We start from the raw sequence: 19,661 nt of genomic DNA on the forward strand, positions 1-19,661 counted from the left end.
TTACTATAAGACAAATAAAAAGTTGAAATACAAAAAAACCTCTTATAAAATACAAGCTTTAGAATAGAACAATTTTTTTCACTTTTCACTTTTCACTTTTCACTTAAATATGTATCTTTGCAAAAAATTCTTATATTAGGACAAACCCTTTATGCAAAAGATATATTATCTATTTATTACCTTTTTTCTTTTATTACATGCGACCTTTGCTCAAGAGAATCCTTCTAAGAAGATTGAGATTGTCTATGCCGGTACACTTACTATTGACAATGATAAGTACCCTGGAGCGACAATCTTCAATTCTGATCAGGAACGCAAGGTACAGTTCCGCCATCAGGGAATGGATATTTGGTGCGATGTGGCCGTCCTCTACCAGAAAACCAATCAGGTGAAAGCTTTCGGTGAGGTCTTTATCCAACAGGGGGATTCCTTAAAAATGAATAGTGAATTTATAGAATACAATGGGGATACCAAAGTGGCTATTGCCAAAGAGAATGTAAAGCTCCGCAATGAAAAAATGACCCTTGAGACACAAGAACTGTTCTTCGACCGCAATACCCAACAGGCTTATTACCTTAACTATGGCAAAATCTTCGATGAAGAGAATGTACTCACCAGCAAGGAGGGGCGCTACTTCGTGGGGCCTAAGAAAAGTCAATTCACCACACAAGTGAAAATCACCAATGCAGACTTTGTGGTAAACTCGCTTACCTTGGATTATTACCATGCTACAGGACATATCTATATGTTTGGACCTACCACCATCACTGGAAAAGAATACGTAGCCTATGGTGAGAAAGGCTATTATGATTCCAAGACAGAGAAAGGTTACTTCATGGATCATGCCCGTATAGATTATGATAACAAAATACTCACAGGGGATAGCCTCTACTTCGATCGGTTTAAGAGTTTTGCATCAGGGACTAACAATCTGATCATCAGGGATACGCTGAATAAGACCCTTGTCAAAGGACATTATGGGGAAGTTTACAAGGCTCAGGATTCCATGTATATTACAAAAAAAGCACTGGTAATCAGTGAGGTAGAAAAGGGTAAAGACTCCATCTACATTCATGCTAAAAAGATTTTGGTCACTGGAAAGACTGGATCGCGTATCATTCGTGCCTATACAGGGGCTCGTATCTACAAAACTGATATACAAGGAAAATGTGATTCCATACACTCAAGTCAGATTACAGGACTTACTCGCATGATCCGAAATCCTATTGTATGGAGTGGAAAAAGCCAGATGACAGGAGATAATATCCATATTTTAGCCAATAAGCAAACGGAAAAATTGGACTCCCTGAGGGTCTTTGACAATGCTTTCCTCATAGAAAAAGATACACTGGGCACGGGCTTTAATCAAGTAAAAGGAAAACTCCTAAAAGGAAAATTCAAGGAAAACAAACTAAACAACGTCAATCTATATCAGAATACGGAGGTTATCTATTATGCCTACAATGATGAGCACTCCCTGGTGGGAATCAACAAGTCCAAATGTAGCCAAATCCGTATAGATTTCGCTCCTACTCAGCAGATAGAGACCATTACTTTCTACAAGGATGTGGATGGGGCTATCTATCCTGAAGACAAAATTAGTAAGAAAGAGCTCCTCTTCCCCAATTTTAATTGGCGTGGAGATGAGATGCTCAAAAGCAAAGAAGATATTTTCCCTGAAGAGGAGAAGAATATTCAACTCGTCCCTATCCGCGGTATAAAATCCGAAGAGATAGATCTGATTGAAGAAAAATTACAACCAAAGATAGGTAACTAATGGCGCTTTGGAAAAAATATTTGCTTTTTTTATGGAAGTCTACCAATCAGCATGGGGTACACTCTCCCTTTGTATACCGATTGGTTACTCAGTGCTTCTATAATACTCAAAAAATTCCTTGTAAGCATTATCCCAAAGGAATTTCAAAAAGAAAAGGACAGTTCTTATTGCGACTTATAGCGTACCTAAAGCCTAAAAGTCTGAAAATATATACTGACATAGCGGATTTTTCCTCCTTGTTCCCTATAGATAACACAGAGGAGACCTCCAAGGAGAAGGATCTTCTATTGCTCTATCAATGCAAAGAATTTCCTTGTGCGAAGGAATTACTCTCACAGATGCACAATGATAGTCTATTGGTAATGGTTGCACCTCACCAGAGGGAAAATGAGATTTTTTACAAACAATTATTGAAAAATAAAGCCTTTAGTGTAGTAATAGATACCTTTTCTTTTGCTTTGTTTTTCATCCGCAAAGAGCAGGAAAGAGAAGTGTTTTTTATACGAAACAAATAATAATTAGTATCTTCACTGGTGCAAGTTTGCAACTGTCGCTTATCATAAGGGGAATTTTTTAGCTCCTTATAAAAGCGCAAGCTCTATTGATAGTAAGCACGAACTATCTGTTCGTGAAAGTATATAAATGTTTGATAACGAATAACACCTGAAACCTAACATGGAAAGAAAACAATTACTCAGCAGTAGAGAATTAGATGTGATTCTGCACCGCTTAGCCTGTCAGCTGATAGAGAACCATTTGGACTTCTCCGATACAGTAATCATAGGTATACAGCCCCGTGGAGTGTTACTTGCCCAGCGCTTAGTGAAGATGCTTGAGGAAGAATATGGTGCAAAGGGAATACAATATGGAACCTTAGATATCACCTTTTTCCGAGATGATTTCCGCCGTGGAGAAAAGCCTTTGACAGCTAATACCACTGATATTCCTTTCTTGGTCGAGGATAAAAAAGTAGTCTTCATAGACGATGTGCTCTATACAGGGCGCAGTATCCGCGCAGCACTTACAGCCTTACAATCCTTTGGACGCCCCAGCAAAGTGGAGCTCTTGGTACTGATAGATCGACGCTTTAGTCGAGATCTCCCCATACAGCCAGACTATATAGGCAAGGCTGTAGATGCTATCAACAAGGAACGGGTGGTAGTATATTGGAAAGAACAAGACAATGAGGATGCTGTCTACCTCATAGAAAAAGTATAATCCCACCACATCACAATCTAAAAAACATCACAATGAATCAACTAAGTGTCAACCACCTATTAGGTATCAAGTACCTCACTGCTGAAGATATAGAACTTATCTTCACCACTGCTGATCAGTTCAAGGAGGTCATCAACCGCCCTATCAAGAAAGTTCCTTCCCTAAGGGATATCACTATTGCCAATTTGTTTTTTGAGAATAGTACCCGTACACGCCTGTCCTTTGAACTGGCTGAAAAGAGACTTTCTGCCGATGTGATCAACTTTTCTGCGGCACAATCTTCTGTAAAAAAGGGAGAAACACTCATCGATACTGTCAATAATATCTTGGCCATGAAAGTAGATATGGTGGTGATGCGTCATCCCAACCCTGGGGCTGGGGTTTTCCTCTCCCAACATGTAAAAGTCCCCATCGTCAATGCTGGAGATGGTGCTCATGAACACCCTACTCAAGCTCTCTTGGATTCCTATTCCATTCGTGAGCGCTTAGGAAGTGTAAAAGGAAAAAAAGTAGTTATTGTAGGAGATATTCTACACTCCAGGGTAGCCCTTTCCAATATCTTTGCCCTACACAAGCAGGGTGCTGAAGTAGCTATATGTGGCCCTAAAACACTTATTCCTAAATATATACATGAATTGGGTGTACAGGTAGAGACAGATCTTAGAAAGGCGCTGCAATGGTGCGATGTTGCCAATATGCTACGTATTCAGAATGAACGTTTGGATATTCCTTACTTTCCTTCTACTCGCGAATATGTGCAACAATACGGACTTACCCAAGAAATCCTAGATTCCTTGGGCAAGGAAATAGTCATCATGCACCCAGGCCCCATCAACCGAGGGGTAGAGATCACCAGTGAAGTAGCCGACAGCCCACAATCCATTATCCTTGATCAAGTAGAAAACGGGGTGGCTATTCGCATGGCTGTCATCTACCTATTGGCCTCACAGATTAAGATGCAGTAGATTTTTTATTTTTGTAAGAACGCTCTCAATTGTTGTTGTAGAGAGTCAGAGGCTGTGCATAAGGGCAGGCGTACCTCAGGAGAACCTATTCCCAAGAGAGATAGGAGCGCCTTGATTCCTACAGGGTTTCCTTCTTTGAAAATTAGCTCCATCGCTTCTAAGAGCTGATACTGAATAGTGTTAGCCTCCTTACAATTTTCCTCCAAACCCTGACGTATCATTTGACTATAGCGCTTAGGAAAAGCCTGTCCCAATACTGAAATGGTACCATCCCCTCCCAAGAGTACGGTAGGGAGGGCTGTGGCATCATCGCCTGAGATAACCAAAAAGCCTTCAGGACGCCCTTGCAAAAGGTGCATAATCTGGACTATATTACCCGAAGCTTCCTTAATCCCTATAATATTAGGCACTTCCTTGGCCAATCGCAGTGTAGTATGATAGTCTATATTACTTCCAGTACGAGAGGGCACATTGTAGAGCATGATAGGCACACGGGAGGCTTGTGCCAAGGCTTTATAGTGCTGAAAGATACCCTCTTGAGAAGGCTTGTTATAATAGGGAGAGACTGAAAGTATCGCCACATAATCCTCTGGAGATACTTCTTGTACTTGTTCTATAAGTGCCTGAGTATTGTTCCCTCCTACCCCAAGTACCATAGGAAGTCGCCCAGCATTGGCTTTCTTTACAGTTTGTTTGACCAACTCTTTCTCTTCTGCCGAAAGAGTGGGGGTCTCCGCAGTGGTACCTAAGACCACTAAGTAATCAATCCCATTATCTATTTGATAATGTACCAATTGTTCAAGTGCTTGTACATCGACAGACTTGTCTGCCTTAAAGGGGGTAATAAGAGCTACCCCTGTACCCTGTAACATTTTCATTGTTTTCATTGTAGTGTGTTTATCAGTTTTTTTGCTTCTTGGATAAAAATAGTCCCAGACTCTAAGGGAGTATCAATGATAATATCATTAAAAGCAGGATCTATCCCACTGACTCCTATACGTAGTTTAGCCTTTACTCCCGAAGAGAGCAAGAGAAGTGGCAACTTAGGAGTGGAAAAAGCATTGATTAGCAAATCATACTCCAGTTCCCACAGCCTATCAGCATGATAGTTACGTATATTTCCCGAATAATTAATATCCTGCCAAGAGAATAGTGGAATCCCTTCTATTTGAATATCAGTTCCCTTTTCTTCATAACCCAAAATCACATAGTTTTCAGAATTGATACCATATCCTTTGATGAAATCTTTCAAGAAATCTACCTTCGCTACCTGCTCTATATCGACGATACAACCTATACGAGCAATTTGTAACTTATTACCATTTAGATAATTAGCTCTATTTCTAAGATTCTTCCGAATCCTATTCTTGATTGCTATATTCTTAAATATTTTCAAAATAATTTTTCTAAGGATTTCACTGCAAATTTAATGAATATTTATTAATTTTGCACGCTGAAACTAAAACATTTTACATGAAAAATTTTCTTTTAAGATTATTCCTCCTATCTGCATTTTTATCATCTTGTAAATCAAACGGTTACTTTCCGCAAGCTATCGATGGAGAGCAGCTCCAGATTACCAAGGATGCCGAAGAGGATGAGCAGATTAAGGATTATCTATCCCCTTTCCGTTATCATCTGAACAAATATTTGGACAAAGTACTTTCCTACAATAAGACTCCCATGCTCAAAGTCATTGACCCAGAGGTAATGAATATGCCTATAGGAAATTTCTTTGCTGACTCCCAGTGTGAACAAGCTGATTCTTATTTTCTCAAAAAGAGAAAGAAACATATTGACTTTGCTATGTTCAATTGGGGAGGAATCCGAACTGAAGTCCCTCAGGGAGATATTACCATCCGTCAGGTATTCCAAATCATGCCTTTTGAAAATCAGTTAGTCGTAGTGGAACTCACTGGGGATATGCTCTACAACATGGCCAAATATTTAGTAGAAAGTAAGTTTCCTCATCCCCTTTCCAAGCAAGTACAACTGACTATCAATAAGCGAGGTGAGGTGGTAAGCTTTCTTATCAATAAAAAGCCTGTGCAACGTAAAAAACGTTACTTTGTATGTACCTTTGACTACCTTTACAACGGAGGTGACAAAATGAACTTTTTCAAGGATGCACTAAGTGTCACCAATATTGACTATACTTCAAGAGATGCCATCATTGATTTCCTTAGAAAAACAGATACTTTGGATTTCAAAACTGATGAGCGATTTAGATTAAAAAAATAAACTTATGGAAAGACGTAATTTTGTAAAAAATATAGGCGCTGGTGCACTCTTGCTAGGAATGGGAGGGATTTCTTTTGCTCTTGGCAAGAAAGAAATTCCTGCCAAAAATTATAGAAAACATATCACTATCCTTCATACGAATGATACTCATAGCCATATAGACCCGTTGCCTGTGGATGACCCTCACTACCCTGACAAGGGAGGAGTAGCTCGCCGTGCAGTCTTGATAAATCAAGTACGCAAGGAGAACCCCAACACCCTACTTTTTGATGCAGGGGATATCTTCCAAGGTACTCCTTACTTCAACTACTATGGAGGCGAATTAGAGTTTCGCCTTATGTCCATGCTCAAGTATGATGCTGCTACTTTTGGTAATCACGATTTCGATAATGGTTTAGAGGGATTGCTCTCGCAACTCCCCCATGCCAAGTTTGATTTTATCAACTCCAATTATGACTTCAAAGATACTATTTTGGAAGGAAAGGCTAAACCTTACAAAGTATTTGTAGTAGATGAAGTACGTGTCGGAGTCTATGGCTTAGGAGTAGAGCTCAAAGGATTGGTTACCAAAGAAAATTACCGAGAAACTAAGTATCTCGATCCTATAGAACTGGCTATTGATATGGAAAATAAGCTCAAGAAAAATGAGAAGTGTGATATTATTATCTGTCTTTCTCATCTTGGTTATCAATATCGTACAGATAAAGTATGTGATATCACTATCGCTAAAAGAACCTATAACACCGACCTTATCATAGGAGGACATACGCATACTTTCCTTGGTGAACCTACAATTGTCAAAAACAAAAGCAACCGAGAGATTCTTGTCAATCAAGTAGGGTGTTATGGAATCAATTTAGGCCGTATTGATTTCTATTTGGACAATAAGATTACCAGTAGTGGTACTCAGATTTTGGTATAACTAAGGTACTAAAAGAAAAAGGCAATTCATGGATGGAACATCTTGAATTGCCTTTTTTTGTTATTCTGCTGATATTTTACTTTACATTGAATCGATACTTCATTCCTATTAGGAATTGGAATCCTTGTACAGGATAGGTAGACCAGCGTAGGTAGTTATCTCCTGTGACATTGTGCAAAGAGGCAAAAGCCGTCCATCGCTTCAGGAAGGTATAATCTGTAGAGAAATTCAGATCAAAGAAACCGTTCATTGTTACCTCTTCTACAGGTTGTGCCGCCAAAGGGTGCTTTATATCTTTTCTCTCTCCTACATAGAAGAATGATGCTCCTATATTCCACTGCGGAAGTACTTGATAAAGTACTGAAAAAGAAGAAGTAAAGAGTGGTAAGTTCCATGCCTCTTGGTCTGTTTCATCAAAAGAGTAAGTAGCTATCTTAAGAGTCCAATCCATACTGAATTTTTCAGAGAGTTTTCCAAGTAGGGAAGCCTTAGCTCCGAAGGACATAGCATCTTGGTAGAGAATGCGGTAGGTATTATCATAGTGATAAGGCAAGCGAGTGGTCAAAGTATACTTTTCATTAGCTCGGAAAAGCGGCATTTGTTCTATTCGAGTATAGAAAGCCTTTACATCATACGAAAAGCTTTTGAACGCACGCCCTCTGACTCCTGCAAAGATGTCATAAGGAGTATAGGTAGGGTGTAGCTCTTGAGTTGGGGAAATATAGGGATTCTCTACACTCTGCTCTCTATAGGTAACCTGCTTGAGATCCCCTGTAATCCCTCCATACCATACCACGCCTTTCCCTTGAGGATCATAAGAAAATTCTAAATCTGGAAAAATTCGGAACTTATCTCCGCTGTTATCATTCTCTTTAGCATAATATCCTCCCAGCCCCACTCTCAGAGAGAATTCTTTTGTCGCATAGGTATAAGAAGGTCTTAACCCTAAAAGTGCCGACTTATAGAATACTCCTTCGGTGGTGGAAAAGCCCCTATCGAAAGAGCCTTGGAGGAAGTCTGCTTCTGCTTTCAGACGAATAGTCTGTCCTTCCTTGAGGGCAAACCTCATAGAGGGGCGTAGGTTCAGATGCAGTTCAGAACTTTTGAAGTCGTCCTTCATCCCTTGTACAAAGAAATCCAAGCCCTCGAATGCCCCCTTGCTTAGGGTTAGCATTCCACTAAGTCCTCCATCGAGGTAACTCTGTTTGAGAGAGCCACTTATAGGCAAAAGACTAACATCCTCTACCCCATACCAATGTAGCATACGGTGTTGTACATTGGCCGATAGCCCCCACTGATATTCCTTCTGTAGAGAATGATACCCTGCTTGGAGTTGGGTATTGGCAAAATTGTTATCCAAAGTAATCCCTTTGACATCTCCACGGGAGGAATGATGGTTGAAGTCCACAAGAAAATCGTCCGTATCACTGATAGGTAGAGCCACAAAGGCATCGGCAAAAAGTGTCGCATAGTTCCCCAAGCCAAGTGCTGCATAGGACTGGTATAAGGTATCCCGTACAGACGATACCGACATGCGTACCGCCTTTCCTTTCTCTGGGACAAAGGTAGAAGCCACTGGTACTGAGTGTGTTGTATAGGTCACCTTTTTCTTGGCTACTGTAACAGAATCCTTCTTAGGAGTCTCTTCCCTATCCTTATGTACATCGGCTATAGTTGGAGTATAAGGTTTTACAATATCCACAGATATAGTTTCCAGCTTATCCTTGTCCTTTACCTGAGCATATCCCCCAAAGGCAAAGAGAGAAAATGCCATCAAAGATATATTATATATTTTACTCATTATCAATTATTTATTAGATTTTTTTTCATTTGCTTTTATCTCAGCCAAAGCCTCCTTGGCCTGAGCGGTAATCTCTGGATCGTTTTTAAAATTCTCTAATACACTGTTGAGAATGTAGTTAGCCTGATAGAGATCCTTAAGTCCATAGAAGTTCTTAGCCATAACTATCAATCCCTTAGCAGAGAACTCCTTATAACCTCCGTACTCCTTAGCCAATTTTTGGACTACTTCATTTGATTTTTTATATTGCCCAGCTTTGTTCTTAAAATAGGCATCATAATAGAGAGCTTCTGCCATGAGGGCATCGGAGGCAGTTTTGCGCACCTCTGCATATTGTTTTTCGGCTTCAGCTTCATCTCCAGTAGCCATATAAGCACGTGCCATGATTACACGAGCATCATTCTTTAGGCGGTTATCAGCACCTTTCTCTGCCAATATTTTCTTAGCATACACTATAGCTTTGGCATGTTCCTTCTTCTTATAGAAGGCCTTCATCAGGTTCGAGCGTGCAAAAATGAGATTTTGTGCCACCGAAGAAGTCTTCTCTATCTCTTCGAGTAGAGGAAGTACTTTATCTGTGTCCTCTTTCTCCAAGTATATATTACTGAGCCTTACTAACACCTGTTCTGAGTATTCATTACGCCCTTGAGCTAAGACTTTCTCATAGAGTGGCAATGCCTTATCTTTTTGATTTTCATCAAAGTATATTTGTGCTAGATAAAACTCTGCTTGAGAGGCCCCTGTTCCCTTAGGATAATCCTTAAGATATTTCTCAAGTGCTACTTTAGCCTCTTGCTTTTTATTCTGAACATATAGGCGTTCGGCTGCATCGAAAGCGGCACTGTCTATTTCGCTATCGGATACCTTCACATAGCCCAAGGCCTTAGCCCAAGCGGCATATTCCTCCATCTTCCCCATCTCAGCATAGATATTCTTAGCCGAGCTGACCGCCTGCATAGCCTCAGGCGAAGAAGGATATTTCTGAGTAATCTTCTTGAAAATAGCCAATGCTTTTTGATTTTCATTCTTGTTATAGAGCATCAGTCCTTCACGAAGCATAGCACGAGCAGTGTAGGTACCTTCTTGATACTGAGACTGTAACATCTCATAGAGTTCTGAGGCTTTTTCCATTTTCCCCTGTCCTACATAAGTATTGGCCAGTTCATAGATGGCATCCTCTCTGAGGTTGGACTTAGGATAATGGGTGATAAAGGCATTGAGAGCTTCTATCTTCTTAGGTACCCTATCTACTATACCATAGCTAATCGCTTTCTGGAAAGCAGCATAATCGGTATTGCTCACATTGGCTGTAATGACCTTATCATAGGCTTCCATAGCAGGCCAATACTTACCAGCGGCAAAGTAACTATCACCTAAACGCAAATTGGCATCGGCAAGGCGAGAAGCCTCTGGTTGTGTCTGTATATACTTAGAGAAATACTCAGCAGCCTCTACATATTTTTTCTGATTAAACAGAGCATACCCTAAGCCATAGAGTGCATTGGGATATTCCGCAAGAGTCGTTTCCTTAAGAGCTAAGAATGCTGAAAAATCCCTCTGTGCTTCTGGGTATTCATGTAGCTGATAGTGGGTTTCCCCTGACCAATAAGTAGCTCTTGCTTGTACCTGAGATTGTGCTTTACTATTTTTAGCCTTTTGAAAATAAGGAAGTGCTTCCTTAAAATTGCCATCCCCATAGAGTTGCAGAGCATATAAGAAGGCAACCTGCTGATAGATTTTTGGATCAGGAGAAGTGGATTTCTCCAACATATTCAGTGCCGAAGGGAAGTTCCCTGAGGTGATGTAAGAATCCAATAACAACTCCTTAAGTTCCTGTGTATGGTCATTAGGATAAGTATCTATATATGCTTGTATTACGGTAGGAGTGGACTCATAGGCATTCCCTACTTCATAGCTCAAGCGCGCATAGTTCAGATGAGCATCTTTCTTAATCTCAGACGAGAAATTCATCTGATAAGCATTACGAAAAGCATTGAGTGCCTGCTGTTTCTGCCCTGTTTTAAGATAACATTGAGCTAAGTGATAGTAGGCATTTTGAGCTACCTGATTTTTGCCATTGATAATTCTATTGAACTGACCTATTGCCTTTTGGTAATCGCCCTGTTGGTAATAAGCAAAACCTAAGTAATACAAATCTGTATCGGTATAGGTGCCATTCTTTCCTTTGTAAGCCTCCAGATAAGGAATCGCCTTAGTATATTGTTTGAGGTTAAAGTAACTCTCCCCTATGATCTTGTTAATCTCGGAACGGTACTGGGGATTATTGGTTTTTTCTAACTGGTGTAATCCTTCCTCCAAGGCTTTTTGGAAGTTTCCTTGTTTGAAGTTCATATCTGCCTGATAGTAAGAGAGGTTTTTGCTCAGCTCCTTTTCCTGTTCTACCTGTTGAAAAAACTGATTGGCCTGCTGGTAATCATCTGCATCATAGGCAATATAGCCCAAGTAATAAGCAGCCTTCTTGCCATACTCTTTGGAGTCCTTCACTTGGGAAAGGTATTGCTGTGCTGTCTCCTTGTCTCCATGAGCAAAGAGGGCATATCCATATTGGAAGTTGAACTTCTCATGCTGTTCTGCAGAGAGAGTAGGAATCTGTACTTTGTCGTACCAAGCTATGGCAGTCTTGGTATCCCCTTTGTCAAAATAGTAATTCCCCATCTCGAAATTGGCATGAGTAGCATAGGGAGAAGTGGGATAGTCCTTTAGGTATTGTTGCATAAGTACATCGCCTCCTGTTTGGCGCCCTTGCAAGGCTGCTGAGGCTATATAGTAGCTACACTGCTCCTTCTGGGCTTGTGTGGTCGCTCGTCGTAACTCTTTTCTAAAAAAGTGAGACGAGGCCTTGTATTGCTTCTGATAATACAGAGAAAGTGCCTTTTGTAGCGTTTTGCTCTCATGGGTATACTGAGCCGTGCTCTGCCCCCAAGACAGCTGTGAGAGGAGTGCTATGGTTAAGGCTGAAACGAATTTATATTTCATAATCTACATTTTTAATAATTATATTCTACTTTGATATGCGAAGAAGTAGGATGTGCCTGACAGGTGAGTATCATCCCCTTCTCTACTTCTTCTTGGGAGAGTACCTGATTGTTATCCATCTCGGCGCTACCTTCTGTTACCTTGCCTATACAACTGCTACATGCTCCTGTAAGGCAGGAGTAAGAGACATCGAAGCCTTTGGACAACAATTCACTCAGAATTGTTGGCTTTCGTTCTATTGTAAGGATCTGTTCCTTTCCGCCTAAGCGAACAGTAATCTCTGCTGTTCCCTTATACTCTTTCTTAGGAGCTTCAGTTACGGTAAAGAGTTCTGTATGGATTTTCTTTTTCTCATAATTCTTCTGGAGCTCATCGCGAACGGCCTCAACCATCAGCTGTGGCCCACAGATGTAGAAGCGACCAAAGTCCACCTCCTGGTACTTACTCTCAAGCAAATGGTGTACCATGGCGGGATCTATATGTCCAAAAAGCGCATTTTTCTCATGGGATTTGCTATATACATACTGCACAAAGAACCTATCAGGATATTGTTTGTGGAGTTGTTCAATCTCAGGGGCAAACATGGTCGTCTGAGGAGTCCTGTTGCCATAGACAAGAAGAATCTTACAAGTGGTTCTCTCCAAGGCTACCTTGATGATACTTAGCATAGGAGTAATCCCACTCCCAGCCGCAAAAAGGCCTAAGTTCTCTGGAGAAATTTCAGGAATGTAGGCAAACTTTCCTTCTGGAGGGAATACCTCCAAGAGGTCTCCTACTTGTAACTGCTCACAAGCATAAGTAGAGAACAGACCATTGGGTATCTGCTTGATAGCCACACTGATAACATCTTCATAAGGAGATGAACAGATAGAATAGGCACGGCGTACAAGCTTCCCTTCTATTTCTTTTTCTAAAGAAATATATTGCCCTGCAAAGAAATCAAAGGAAAACTTCAATTCTTGAGGGATTACAAAAGATATTTTAACCGAATCCGCGGTAACTCTCTCTATCTGAGAGACGGCTAAGGATACTGATTTCATTCTTAATTGTTAATCGTTAATTGTCAATGATAGCCATATGAAGAGAACTAATCATTACTGGCATTAATCATTAAATAGCACTCTTTGTCCTTTTTCCTCCAGATGGAGCGTTCCCTTCTCATAGGCCAAATGCCCATTGACAAAGGTATATGCCACTTTGTAATCAAAGGTAGTTCCCTCCAAAGGAGACCAGCCACATTTGTAAAGGATGTTATCCTTAGAAACTTGCCAAGGAGTGTGCTCTGATACACAGGCGATATCGGCATAATAGCCTTCTCGGAGAAACCCTCTCTCTTGTATTCTAAAAAGTATGGCAGGATTGTGACACATTTTCTCCACCAATCGCTCCAAAGGAATTCCCCTTTTGGCAAACATGGTCAGGGCTGCCACTAAGGCATGTTGTACTAAGGGAGCTCCCGAAGGGATTTTCTGGTATTCCTTCTGTCCCTTCTCCTCCAGTGTATGGGGAGCGTGGTCAGTGGCAATCACATCGATACGGTTGTCTAAGAGAGCTTGCCAGATTCCTTCTCGATCCTGCTCGGTCTTTACCGCTGGATTCCATTTGATCAGCACTCCTTTTTCTTGGTAATCCTTATCGGTGAACCACAAGTGATGGATACATGCCTCTGCGGTGATTTTCTTCTGAGAGAGCGGCAAGGTATTGTCCAACAGCTCAGTTTCCTTGGCTGTAGAGAGATGAAAAACATGAAATCTTGCTCCTGTCTGCCGAGCCAAAGCAATCGCTCGTGAGGAGGAGAGATAACAAGCCTCTGCACTGCGAATCAGAGGGTGACATGCTACAGGAATCTCCGGTCCATAAAGGGATAAATAATGAGCTAAGTTCTGACGAATGGTCTGCTCGTCCTCACAGTGAGCAGCAATCAGGGTAGATACATTTCTAAATATCGTTTCGATTGTTTTTTCATTATCCACTAACATATTCCCCGTGGAAGAACCTAAAAATAGTTTTACTCCTGCAGTATTTTTAGGATTAATATGCTTGAGTTCTTCTATATTATCATTCGTACCCCCCAAGAGAAAGGAGAAGTTGGCCAAAGAAGTACGAGCTGCGATGGCAAACTTGTCCTCCAAAGCAGCAATAGTAGTTGCCTGAGGAATTGTATTGGGTTGGTCAAAGAAAGTGGTTGTCCCTCCAGCCACGGCAGCGGCGCTTTCTGTGGCAATAGTAGCCTTGTGAGTAAGACCTGGCTCTCGGAAATGTACTTGATCATCAATAACTCCTGGAAGCACAAGCATTCCCTCCAGATCGATCACCCGATGGGCTTCCTTAGCAGATATATCCGTCGCTATTTTTGCAATACGCTCGTTTTCAATAAGTAAGTCTGCTTCTTGAATACGATTATCTGAGATAAGTTTGCCATTTTTTAGCAGTGTTTTCATCATTGTCAGGATTTTAACCGTTATCCGACAGAGACAACGGCGATGCAAAGATACATATTAAAGTGAGAAAAGAAAAGAGAAAAACAAAAAATTAATCATTTTTTATCACTCATTAATCATTATTTCGTATCTTTGCACTTAAAAAGGCAACTTAAGCGCCTCTCTATTACCCCTGACACCCAACAAAGAGAGGGTTAAAACTTAAAAAATGAAATCACGCAACAAACTTAAAATAGTAAATGACCCTGTATATGGGTTTATTCATATTCCCAATGAATTTATCCTCGACCTCATAGAACACCCTTATTTTCAGAGGCTTTGCCGCATTTCTCAGATGGGACTTTCCTATTTGGTCTATCCTGGCGCTCGGCATACACGCTTCCATCACGCCTTAGGCTGTATGTATCTTATGCAGCAGGCCATACAGACCCTCCGCTATAAGCAGGTGGAAATCACCCCTGAGGAGGAAGAAGGATTATACATCGCCATTCTCCTACATGATATAGGTCATGGCCCTTTCTCTCATGCTATGGAACATAGTATCGTAGAGGGAATTTCCCATGAGGAGATTTCCTTAGCTTTCATGGAGGAGCTCAATCGCCAGTTTGAGGGAAAGCTCTCCATTGCTATTGAAATTTTTCAAAAAAAATATCACAAACAATTCATGAACCAACTCATATCCAGTCAGCTGGATATGGACAGATTGGATTATCTCAAGCGAGATAGTTTCTACTCAGGGGTGAGTGAGGGCAATATCAACTCTCAGCGTATCATCGCGATGCTCACCGTGAAGGATGACACACTGATTGTTGAGGAAAAAGGAATCTACTCCATAGAAGAGTTTTTAGTCGCTCGCCGACTAATGTATTGGCAAGTATATCTGCACAAGACAAGTATAGGTGCGGAGTTTGTCCTTATTCGAATCTTAGCTCGTGTAAAGGAACTTACCCAACAAGGTAAAAAACTTCCCATGACCACGGCTCTGCGCTTCTTTGTTGAGAATCACATCACCAAAGAAACCTTTGATCGCCATGCACTACACCTCTTTGCGCAATTGGACGATTATGATATTATCTCTGGACTCAAGGAATGGCAATATGGAGATGATTGGGTCTTAGCCAAGCTTAGCCAAATGATTCTCAACCGAGATTTGCTACGTGTAAAACTATACAAAAGCCCTGTCGAGAAGGATAAGGTACAGGAACTCCTACAAGAGACTGCCCAACAGCTGAATATATCGGAAGATTTGGCACATTATTTCGTCTTTACAGGAGAAATCTCCAATACTGCCTACCGTAAGGATGAGCAGAATATCCTCATCTATACTAAGAACAATAAAATTGTAGATGTCACCAAAGCCTCTGACCAAATGAACTTAGATGCGCTGTCCACTAAGGTAACCAAGTATTATCTATGTTCTCTCAAATAATTAATACCAACAATAATTAAGTTCTAAAATCTGAGTATAAAAAATTAATCATTAATGATTAATCATTAATGATTATTTTGTATTTTTGTCCCCTTGAATAAATAAGAATCAAATGAATCACTCTGACGATTTTATAGGTGAAAACCACATCAGCACCTCAGCTAAGACCCCTCTAAGAGCGGATGCTTTTTCTCTTTCTGATGAGGAGAAAATTGCCCGTATTGAGAAATCCATGGCTGATATTATGGAAACACTTGGTCTTGACCTTACCGATGATAGCCTCAAGGGTACTCCCCTAAGGGTAGCCAAGGCTTATGTAAAAGAACTCTTTGGAGGTCTTGACCCTAAGCGCTGCCCCAGTTCTTCTACATTTGAAAACAATTATCACTATGGGGAGATGCTCATAGAAAAAAATATAGTCCTCTACTCCACTTGCGAACACCATTTCCTACCTATCGTAGGCCGTGCTCACGTGGGATATATCTCCAATGGGCGAGTGTTGGGACTCTCCAAAATGAACCGTATTGTGGATTATTTTGCACGCCGCCCACAAGTACAGGAACGCCTTACCATGCAGATCGTTCAAGAAATGCAGCGTATCCTCGGTACTGAAGATGTAGCTTGTGTGATTGATGCCAAGCACCTCTGCGTGAACTCTCGTGGTATCCGAGATATAGAAAGCAGCACCGTAACGGCTGAATATGGAGGGAAGTTCCAAGATCCCATCGTAAGAAAAGAGTTCTTGGAGTATATTAAGATGGAAACAAAATATTAGAGAGTTTTTAGTTTTTAGTGCTTAGTTTTTAGTTATTCTCCACTATCTACTACTCTATTTCCATGATACATCTATTTCTTAACTCAAAACTCAAAATTAAAAACTCAAAACTCCATTGAACTACTTAAACGAACTCAACGAGGCTCAACGGGCACCTGTGGTGCATAAGGACGGCGCTGTGATGGTAATTGCGGGTGCCGGTTCTGGGAAGACTCGTGTACTGACCTACCGTATTGCCTACCTTATACAACAGGGAGTAGACCCCTTTAATATCTTAGCCCTTACCTTTACCAATAAGGCCGCAAGAGAGATGAAGGAGCGTATCGGACGTATCGTAGGCCCCAGTGAAGCACGCAACCTATGGATGGGTACCTTCCACTCTGTTTTTGCACGTATCCTCCGAGAAGAAGCTAGTAAGCTGGGCTTTCCAAGGGATTTTACTATCTATGACCAGCAAGATTCTCAGCGCTTAATATCGGCTATTATCAAGGAAATGGGGCTGGATAAGGAGGTATACAAGTATAAGCAAATAGCCTCTCGTATCTCTTCCTATAAGAATAATCTTATCACTGTAAAGGCTTATTATGAAAATCCTGAACTCCAAGAAGCAGATGCTATGGCTAAGCGCCCTCGCTTAGGGGATATCTATGCCAATTATGTAGATAGATGTTTCAAGGCAGGGGCTATGGATTTCGACGATTTGCTACTACGTACCAATGAACTACTGAATGTATTCCCTGAAGTTTTAGCTAAGTACCAACATAGGTTTCGCTATATCTTGGTAGATGAGTATCAGGACACCAACCACTCTCAATACCTTATCGTACGCGCTCTTGCCGATAGATTCCAAAATATCTGTGTGGTAGGGGATGATGCTCAAAGTATCTATGCCTTCCGTGGAGCAAATATTGATAATATTTTTAACTTCCAAAAAGATTATCCCAATGTAGGTGTCTACCGTTTGGAGCAAAACTACCGCTCTACCAAGAATATAGTAGAGGCAGCTAACAATGTTATTGAACATAACAAAGCACGCTTGGAAAAAGTCGTATGGACGGACAACGAAAGTGGAAATCGTATCAAGGTACATCGTAGTCCTACTGATGCTGATGAGGGACGCTTTGTGGCAGGAACTATCTTTGAGAGTGCTATGCAAGAGCAACTCCCTTATGGAAATTTTGCAGTACTCTATCGCACCAATTCGCAATCTCGTGCTATAGAAGATGCTCTACGCAAGCGAGATATTCCTTATCGCATCTACGGAGGACTATCCTTCTATCAGCGTAAGGAGATCAAGGATATCTTGGCTTATTTCCGCTTGGTAATCAATGAAAATGACGAAGAAGCACTACAACGTGTGATCAACTTTCCTGCTCGTGGTATCGGAGACACCACCATGGAAAAACTCACCCTCTGTGCCAATGAGTTCAAGCTACCTATTTTTGAGATTATTAAGAACTTAGAGGTAATGGATTACGGACTGAAAATCAATTCCGCTACCCGAGTCCGCCTGTTGGAGTTTGCCAACATGATTCTCAGTTTCCGTATCATGATGGAGACTCAGGATGCTTTTACCCTTGCCGAACATATCGCTAAGCGTACCGGTATTCTCAACGAATTCAAGAAAGATGGTACCCCCGAAGGAGTAGAGCGCATGCAGAATATAGAAGAGCTTCTCAATGGGATTCGAGACTTTGTAGAAGGACAAGAACAGGTAGAAGAAGAGGGTAATTCCTTAGCCGAATTTCTCCAAGATGTAGCCTTGGCTACAGATATGGACAAGGAAGTGGAGGACGAAAATCGTGTATCCCTGATGACCATACACCTGGCCAAAGGATTGGAGTTCCCACATGTTTTTATTGTAGGTATGGAGGAAGATCTCTTCCCTTCTGCGCTGAGCCAGAATACACGGACAGAGCTGGAAGAAGAGCGCCGTCTTTTCTATGTAGCCCTGACCCGTGCTGAGAAACAAGCCTACCTAACCTATACCGAAAGTCGTTACCGCTGGGGTAAGCTGATGGATGCCGAACCCAGTCGCTTTATCGACGAAATAGAAGAACGCTACTTGGAATACCTTACCCCTAAGGACAACTATCGCTACCGCCCTCTTGTAGATATTGATGCCTTTGCACCTGTGGACAAGAGCAAACTGCGCCAACAGAAACCTACCAACAGCCCTCCGCCTGCCTACAAAAAGCCTAATGAAGACCAGCTCAAGAAGCTCCGCCTACAGAAACCGGAACAAGCCAAACCTATAGCCACAGGTGATATTCCCAAGGTAGCCGTCGGCAATATCATTGATCATGAGCGCTTTGGAAAAGGAACTGTCATAGAAGTAGAAGGTAGTGGTGCTGACCGCAAAGCAAAAGTACGGTTCGAAAACGGAGGAGAGAAAACACTGATATTGCGGTTTGCTAAGTTTAAAATTCTTTAATCTTACCTATAGAATTTTTCTATCAAAACAAAAAACTATGAAAGATATAACCCAAGAAGAGAGAAAAATCTATGCACTCTATGATAATAATACGATAAGAGTATACCAAGCATATAACGCTGAGATAGCGGAGGAAGCCCTGAAATTAGGAACCTTCGGATCACATTTTAGCTTAACGAGAATGACATGGATCAAGCCTTCCTTTCTATGGATGATGTACAGATGTGGATGGGCTGAAAAAGAAAATCAAGAAAGAGTCTTAGCTATTGACATCAAAAGAGAAGCCTTTGATGAAATTGTTAGAAAATCGGTACTTTCTTCCTATAAAGCTGATTTGGGTATCACAGAAGAACAATGGAAAGAAGATGTCAAAAATTCATTGGTAAGATGTCAATGGGATCCTGAAAGAGACATCTATGGAAAACCAATAGGTAGAAGGTCTATACAACTTGGTATCAGAGGAGCCTTTGTAGAAAAATATGTAAATGACTGGATTGTAAAGATTACCGATATCACCGAGGAAGTCAAAAGAATAAAGCAACATATTGACAAAGGAACTTTCACTAAAGACCTCCTACCTAAGGAACAAGAGTATATAATCCCATAAAATTCTTCATCCTAAGAGAAATTTACCTATAATTAGAAGAGGGTATTTTGCCTT

General features: G+C 41.1%; 16 protein-coding genes. 10 read left to right on the forward strand and 6 right to left on the reverse strand.

Features of this window, described 5'->3' with window-relative positions; translation table 11 throughout:
* The first annotated feature begins 151 nt into the window (after positions 1-151).
* The 4 genes from CAPGI0001_RS12125 to CAPGI0001_RS12140 all read left to right on the forward strand — a co-directional run bounded on the left by CAPGI0001_RS12125 (position 152) and on the right by CAPGI0001_RS12140 (position 3,960).
* Positions 152-1,777, forward strand: a complete 1,626-nt coding sequence (locus CAPGI0001_RS12125; protein WP_002670579.1) for an OstA-like protein — start codon at positions 152-154, stop codon at positions 1,775-1,777.
* Positions 1,777-2,292 (forward strand): hypothetical protein, encoded by a 516-nt coding sequence (locus CAPGI0001_RS12130; protein WP_002670391.1) that lies wholly within the window; start codon positions 1,777-1,779, stop codon positions 2,290-2,292. The genes CAPGI0001_RS12125 and CAPGI0001_RS12130 overlap by 1 nt, the downstream gene beginning before the upstream one ends.
* A gap of 160 nt (positions 2,293-2,452) precedes the next feature.
* On the forward strand, positions 2,453-2,995 hold the full coding sequence (pyrR, locus tag CAPGI0001_RS12135) for a bifunctional pyr operon transcriptional regulator/uracil phosphoribosyltransferase PyrR (protein ID WP_002670603.1): 543 nt from the start codon (positions 2,453-2,455) through the stop codon (positions 2,993-2,995).
* 32 nt (positions 2,996-3,027) lie between these two features.
* A complete protein-coding gene (locus tag CAPGI0001_RS12140) occupies positions 3,028-3,960 on the forward strand; it encodes an aspartate carbamoyltransferase catalytic subunit (protein WP_002670459.1) in 933 nt (310 codons plus the stop codon).
* Positions 3,961-3,965: 5 nt separating this feature from the next.
* Here CAPGI0001_RS12140 and dapA read toward each other — a convergent pair whose 3' ends face one another.
* Both dapA and CAPGI0001_RS12150 read right to left on the reverse strand, forming a co-directional pair.
* Positions 3,966-4,838, reverse strand: a complete 873-nt coding sequence (gene dapA, locus CAPGI0001_RS12145) for a 4-hydroxy-tetrahydrodipicolinate synthase (RefSeq protein WP_040360410.1) — start codon at positions 4,836-4,838, stop codon at positions 3,966-3,968.
* Between the two features lie 5 nt (positions 4,839-4,843).
* A complete protein-coding gene (locus tag CAPGI0001_RS12150; protein WP_002670633.1) occupies positions 4,844-5,356 on the reverse strand; it encodes a DUF6913 domain-containing protein in 513 nt (170 codons plus the stop codon).
* Positions 5,357-5,433: 77 nt separating this feature from the next.
* On the opposite strand from CAPGI0001_RS12150, the gene CAPGI0001_RS12155 reads away from it, so the two are divergent.
* Together CAPGI0001_RS12155 and CAPGI0001_RS12160 are read left to right on the forward strand one after the other, a co-directional pair.
* The gene (locus CAPGI0001_RS12155; RefSeq protein ID WP_002670420.1) at positions 5,434-6,201 is read left to right on the forward strand and encodes a 5'-nucleotidase C-terminal domain-containing protein; all 768 of its coding nucleotides are present in this window, start codon (positions 5,434-5,436) and stop codon (positions 6,199-6,201) included.
* A 4-nt stretch (positions 6,202-6,205) separates the two neighbouring features.
* Positions 6,206-7,123 carry a metallophosphatase gene (locus CAPGI0001_RS12160; protein ID WP_002670707.1) on the forward strand — a complete coding sequence of 306 codons (918 nt, stop codon included), beginning with the start codon at positions 6,206-6,208 and terminating at the stop codon, positions 7,121-7,123.
* Between the two features lie 76 nt (positions 7,124-7,199).
* On the opposite strand, the gene CAPGI0001_RS12165 is transcribed toward CAPGI0001_RS12160, so the two are convergent.
* The 4 genes from CAPGI0001_RS12165 to CAPGI0001_RS12180 all read right to left on the reverse strand — a co-directional run bounded on the left by CAPGI0001_RS12165 (position 7,200) and on the right by CAPGI0001_RS12180 (position 14,362).
* Entirely contained in the window at positions 7,200-8,924 is a 1,725-nt protein-coding gene (locus tag CAPGI0001_RS12165) for a TonB-dependent receptor (protein WP_002670760.1), read from the reverse strand.
* Between the two features lie 6 nt (positions 8,925-8,930).
* The gene (locus CAPGI0001_RS12170; protein ID WP_002670613.1) at positions 8,931-11,921 is read right to left on the reverse strand and encodes a tetratricopeptide repeat protein; all 2,991 of its coding nucleotides are present in this window, start codon (positions 11,919-11,921) and stop codon (positions 8,931-8,933) included.
* 11 nt (positions 11,922-11,932) lie between these two features.
* Entirely contained in the window at positions 11,933-12,961 is a 1,029-nt protein-coding gene (locus tag CAPGI0001_RS12175) for a ferredoxin--NADP reductase (RefSeq protein ID WP_002670342.1), read from the reverse strand.
* Positions 12,962-13,024: 63 nt separating this feature from the next.
* Positions 13,025-14,362 carry a dihydroorotase gene (locus tag CAPGI0001_RS12180; RefSeq protein ID WP_040360386.1) on the reverse strand — a complete coding sequence of 446 codons (1,338 nt, stop codon included), beginning with the start codon at positions 14,360-14,362 and terminating at the stop codon, positions 13,025-13,027.
* Positions 14,363-14,570: 208 nt separating this feature from the next.
* On the opposite strand from CAPGI0001_RS12180, the gene CAPGI0001_RS12185 reads away from it, so the two are divergent.
* From CAPGI0001_RS12185 to CAPGI0001_RS12200, 4 genes are all read left to right on the forward strand, one after another.
* A complete protein-coding gene (locus CAPGI0001_RS12185) occupies positions 14,571-15,791 on the forward strand; it encodes an HD domain-containing protein (RefSeq protein ID WP_002670612.1) in 1,221 nt (406 codons plus the stop codon).
* 112 nt (positions 15,792-15,903) lie between these two features.
* The gene (gene folE / locus CAPGI0001_RS12190; RefSeq protein ID WP_002670425.1) at positions 15,904-16,566 is read left to right on the forward strand and encodes a GTP cyclohydrolase I FolE; all 663 of its coding nucleotides are present in this window, start codon (positions 15,904-15,906) and stop codon (positions 16,564-16,566) included.
* 115 nt (positions 16,567-16,681) lie between these two features.
* Complete coding sequence (locus CAPGI0001_RS12195) at positions 16,682-19,000, forward strand: ATP-dependent helicase (RefSeq protein WP_002670718.1); 2,319 nt, start codon at positions 16,682-16,684, stop codon at positions 18,998-19,000.
* A 37-nt stretch (positions 19,001-19,037) separates the two neighbouring features.
* Positions 19,038-19,607, forward strand: coding sequence for a DUF4291 domain-containing protein (locus CAPGI0001_RS12200; protein ID WP_002670495.1), 570 nt, complete (start codon positions 19,038-19,040; stop codon positions 19,605-19,607).
* The last annotated feature ends 54 nt before the right edge of the window (positions 19,608-19,661 follow it).

The organism is Capnocytophaga gingivalis ATCC 33624, assembly GCF_000174755.1.
Lineage (GTDB): Bacteria > Bacteroidota > Bacteroidia > Flavobacteriales > Flavobacteriaceae > Capnocytophaga > Capnocytophaga gingivalis.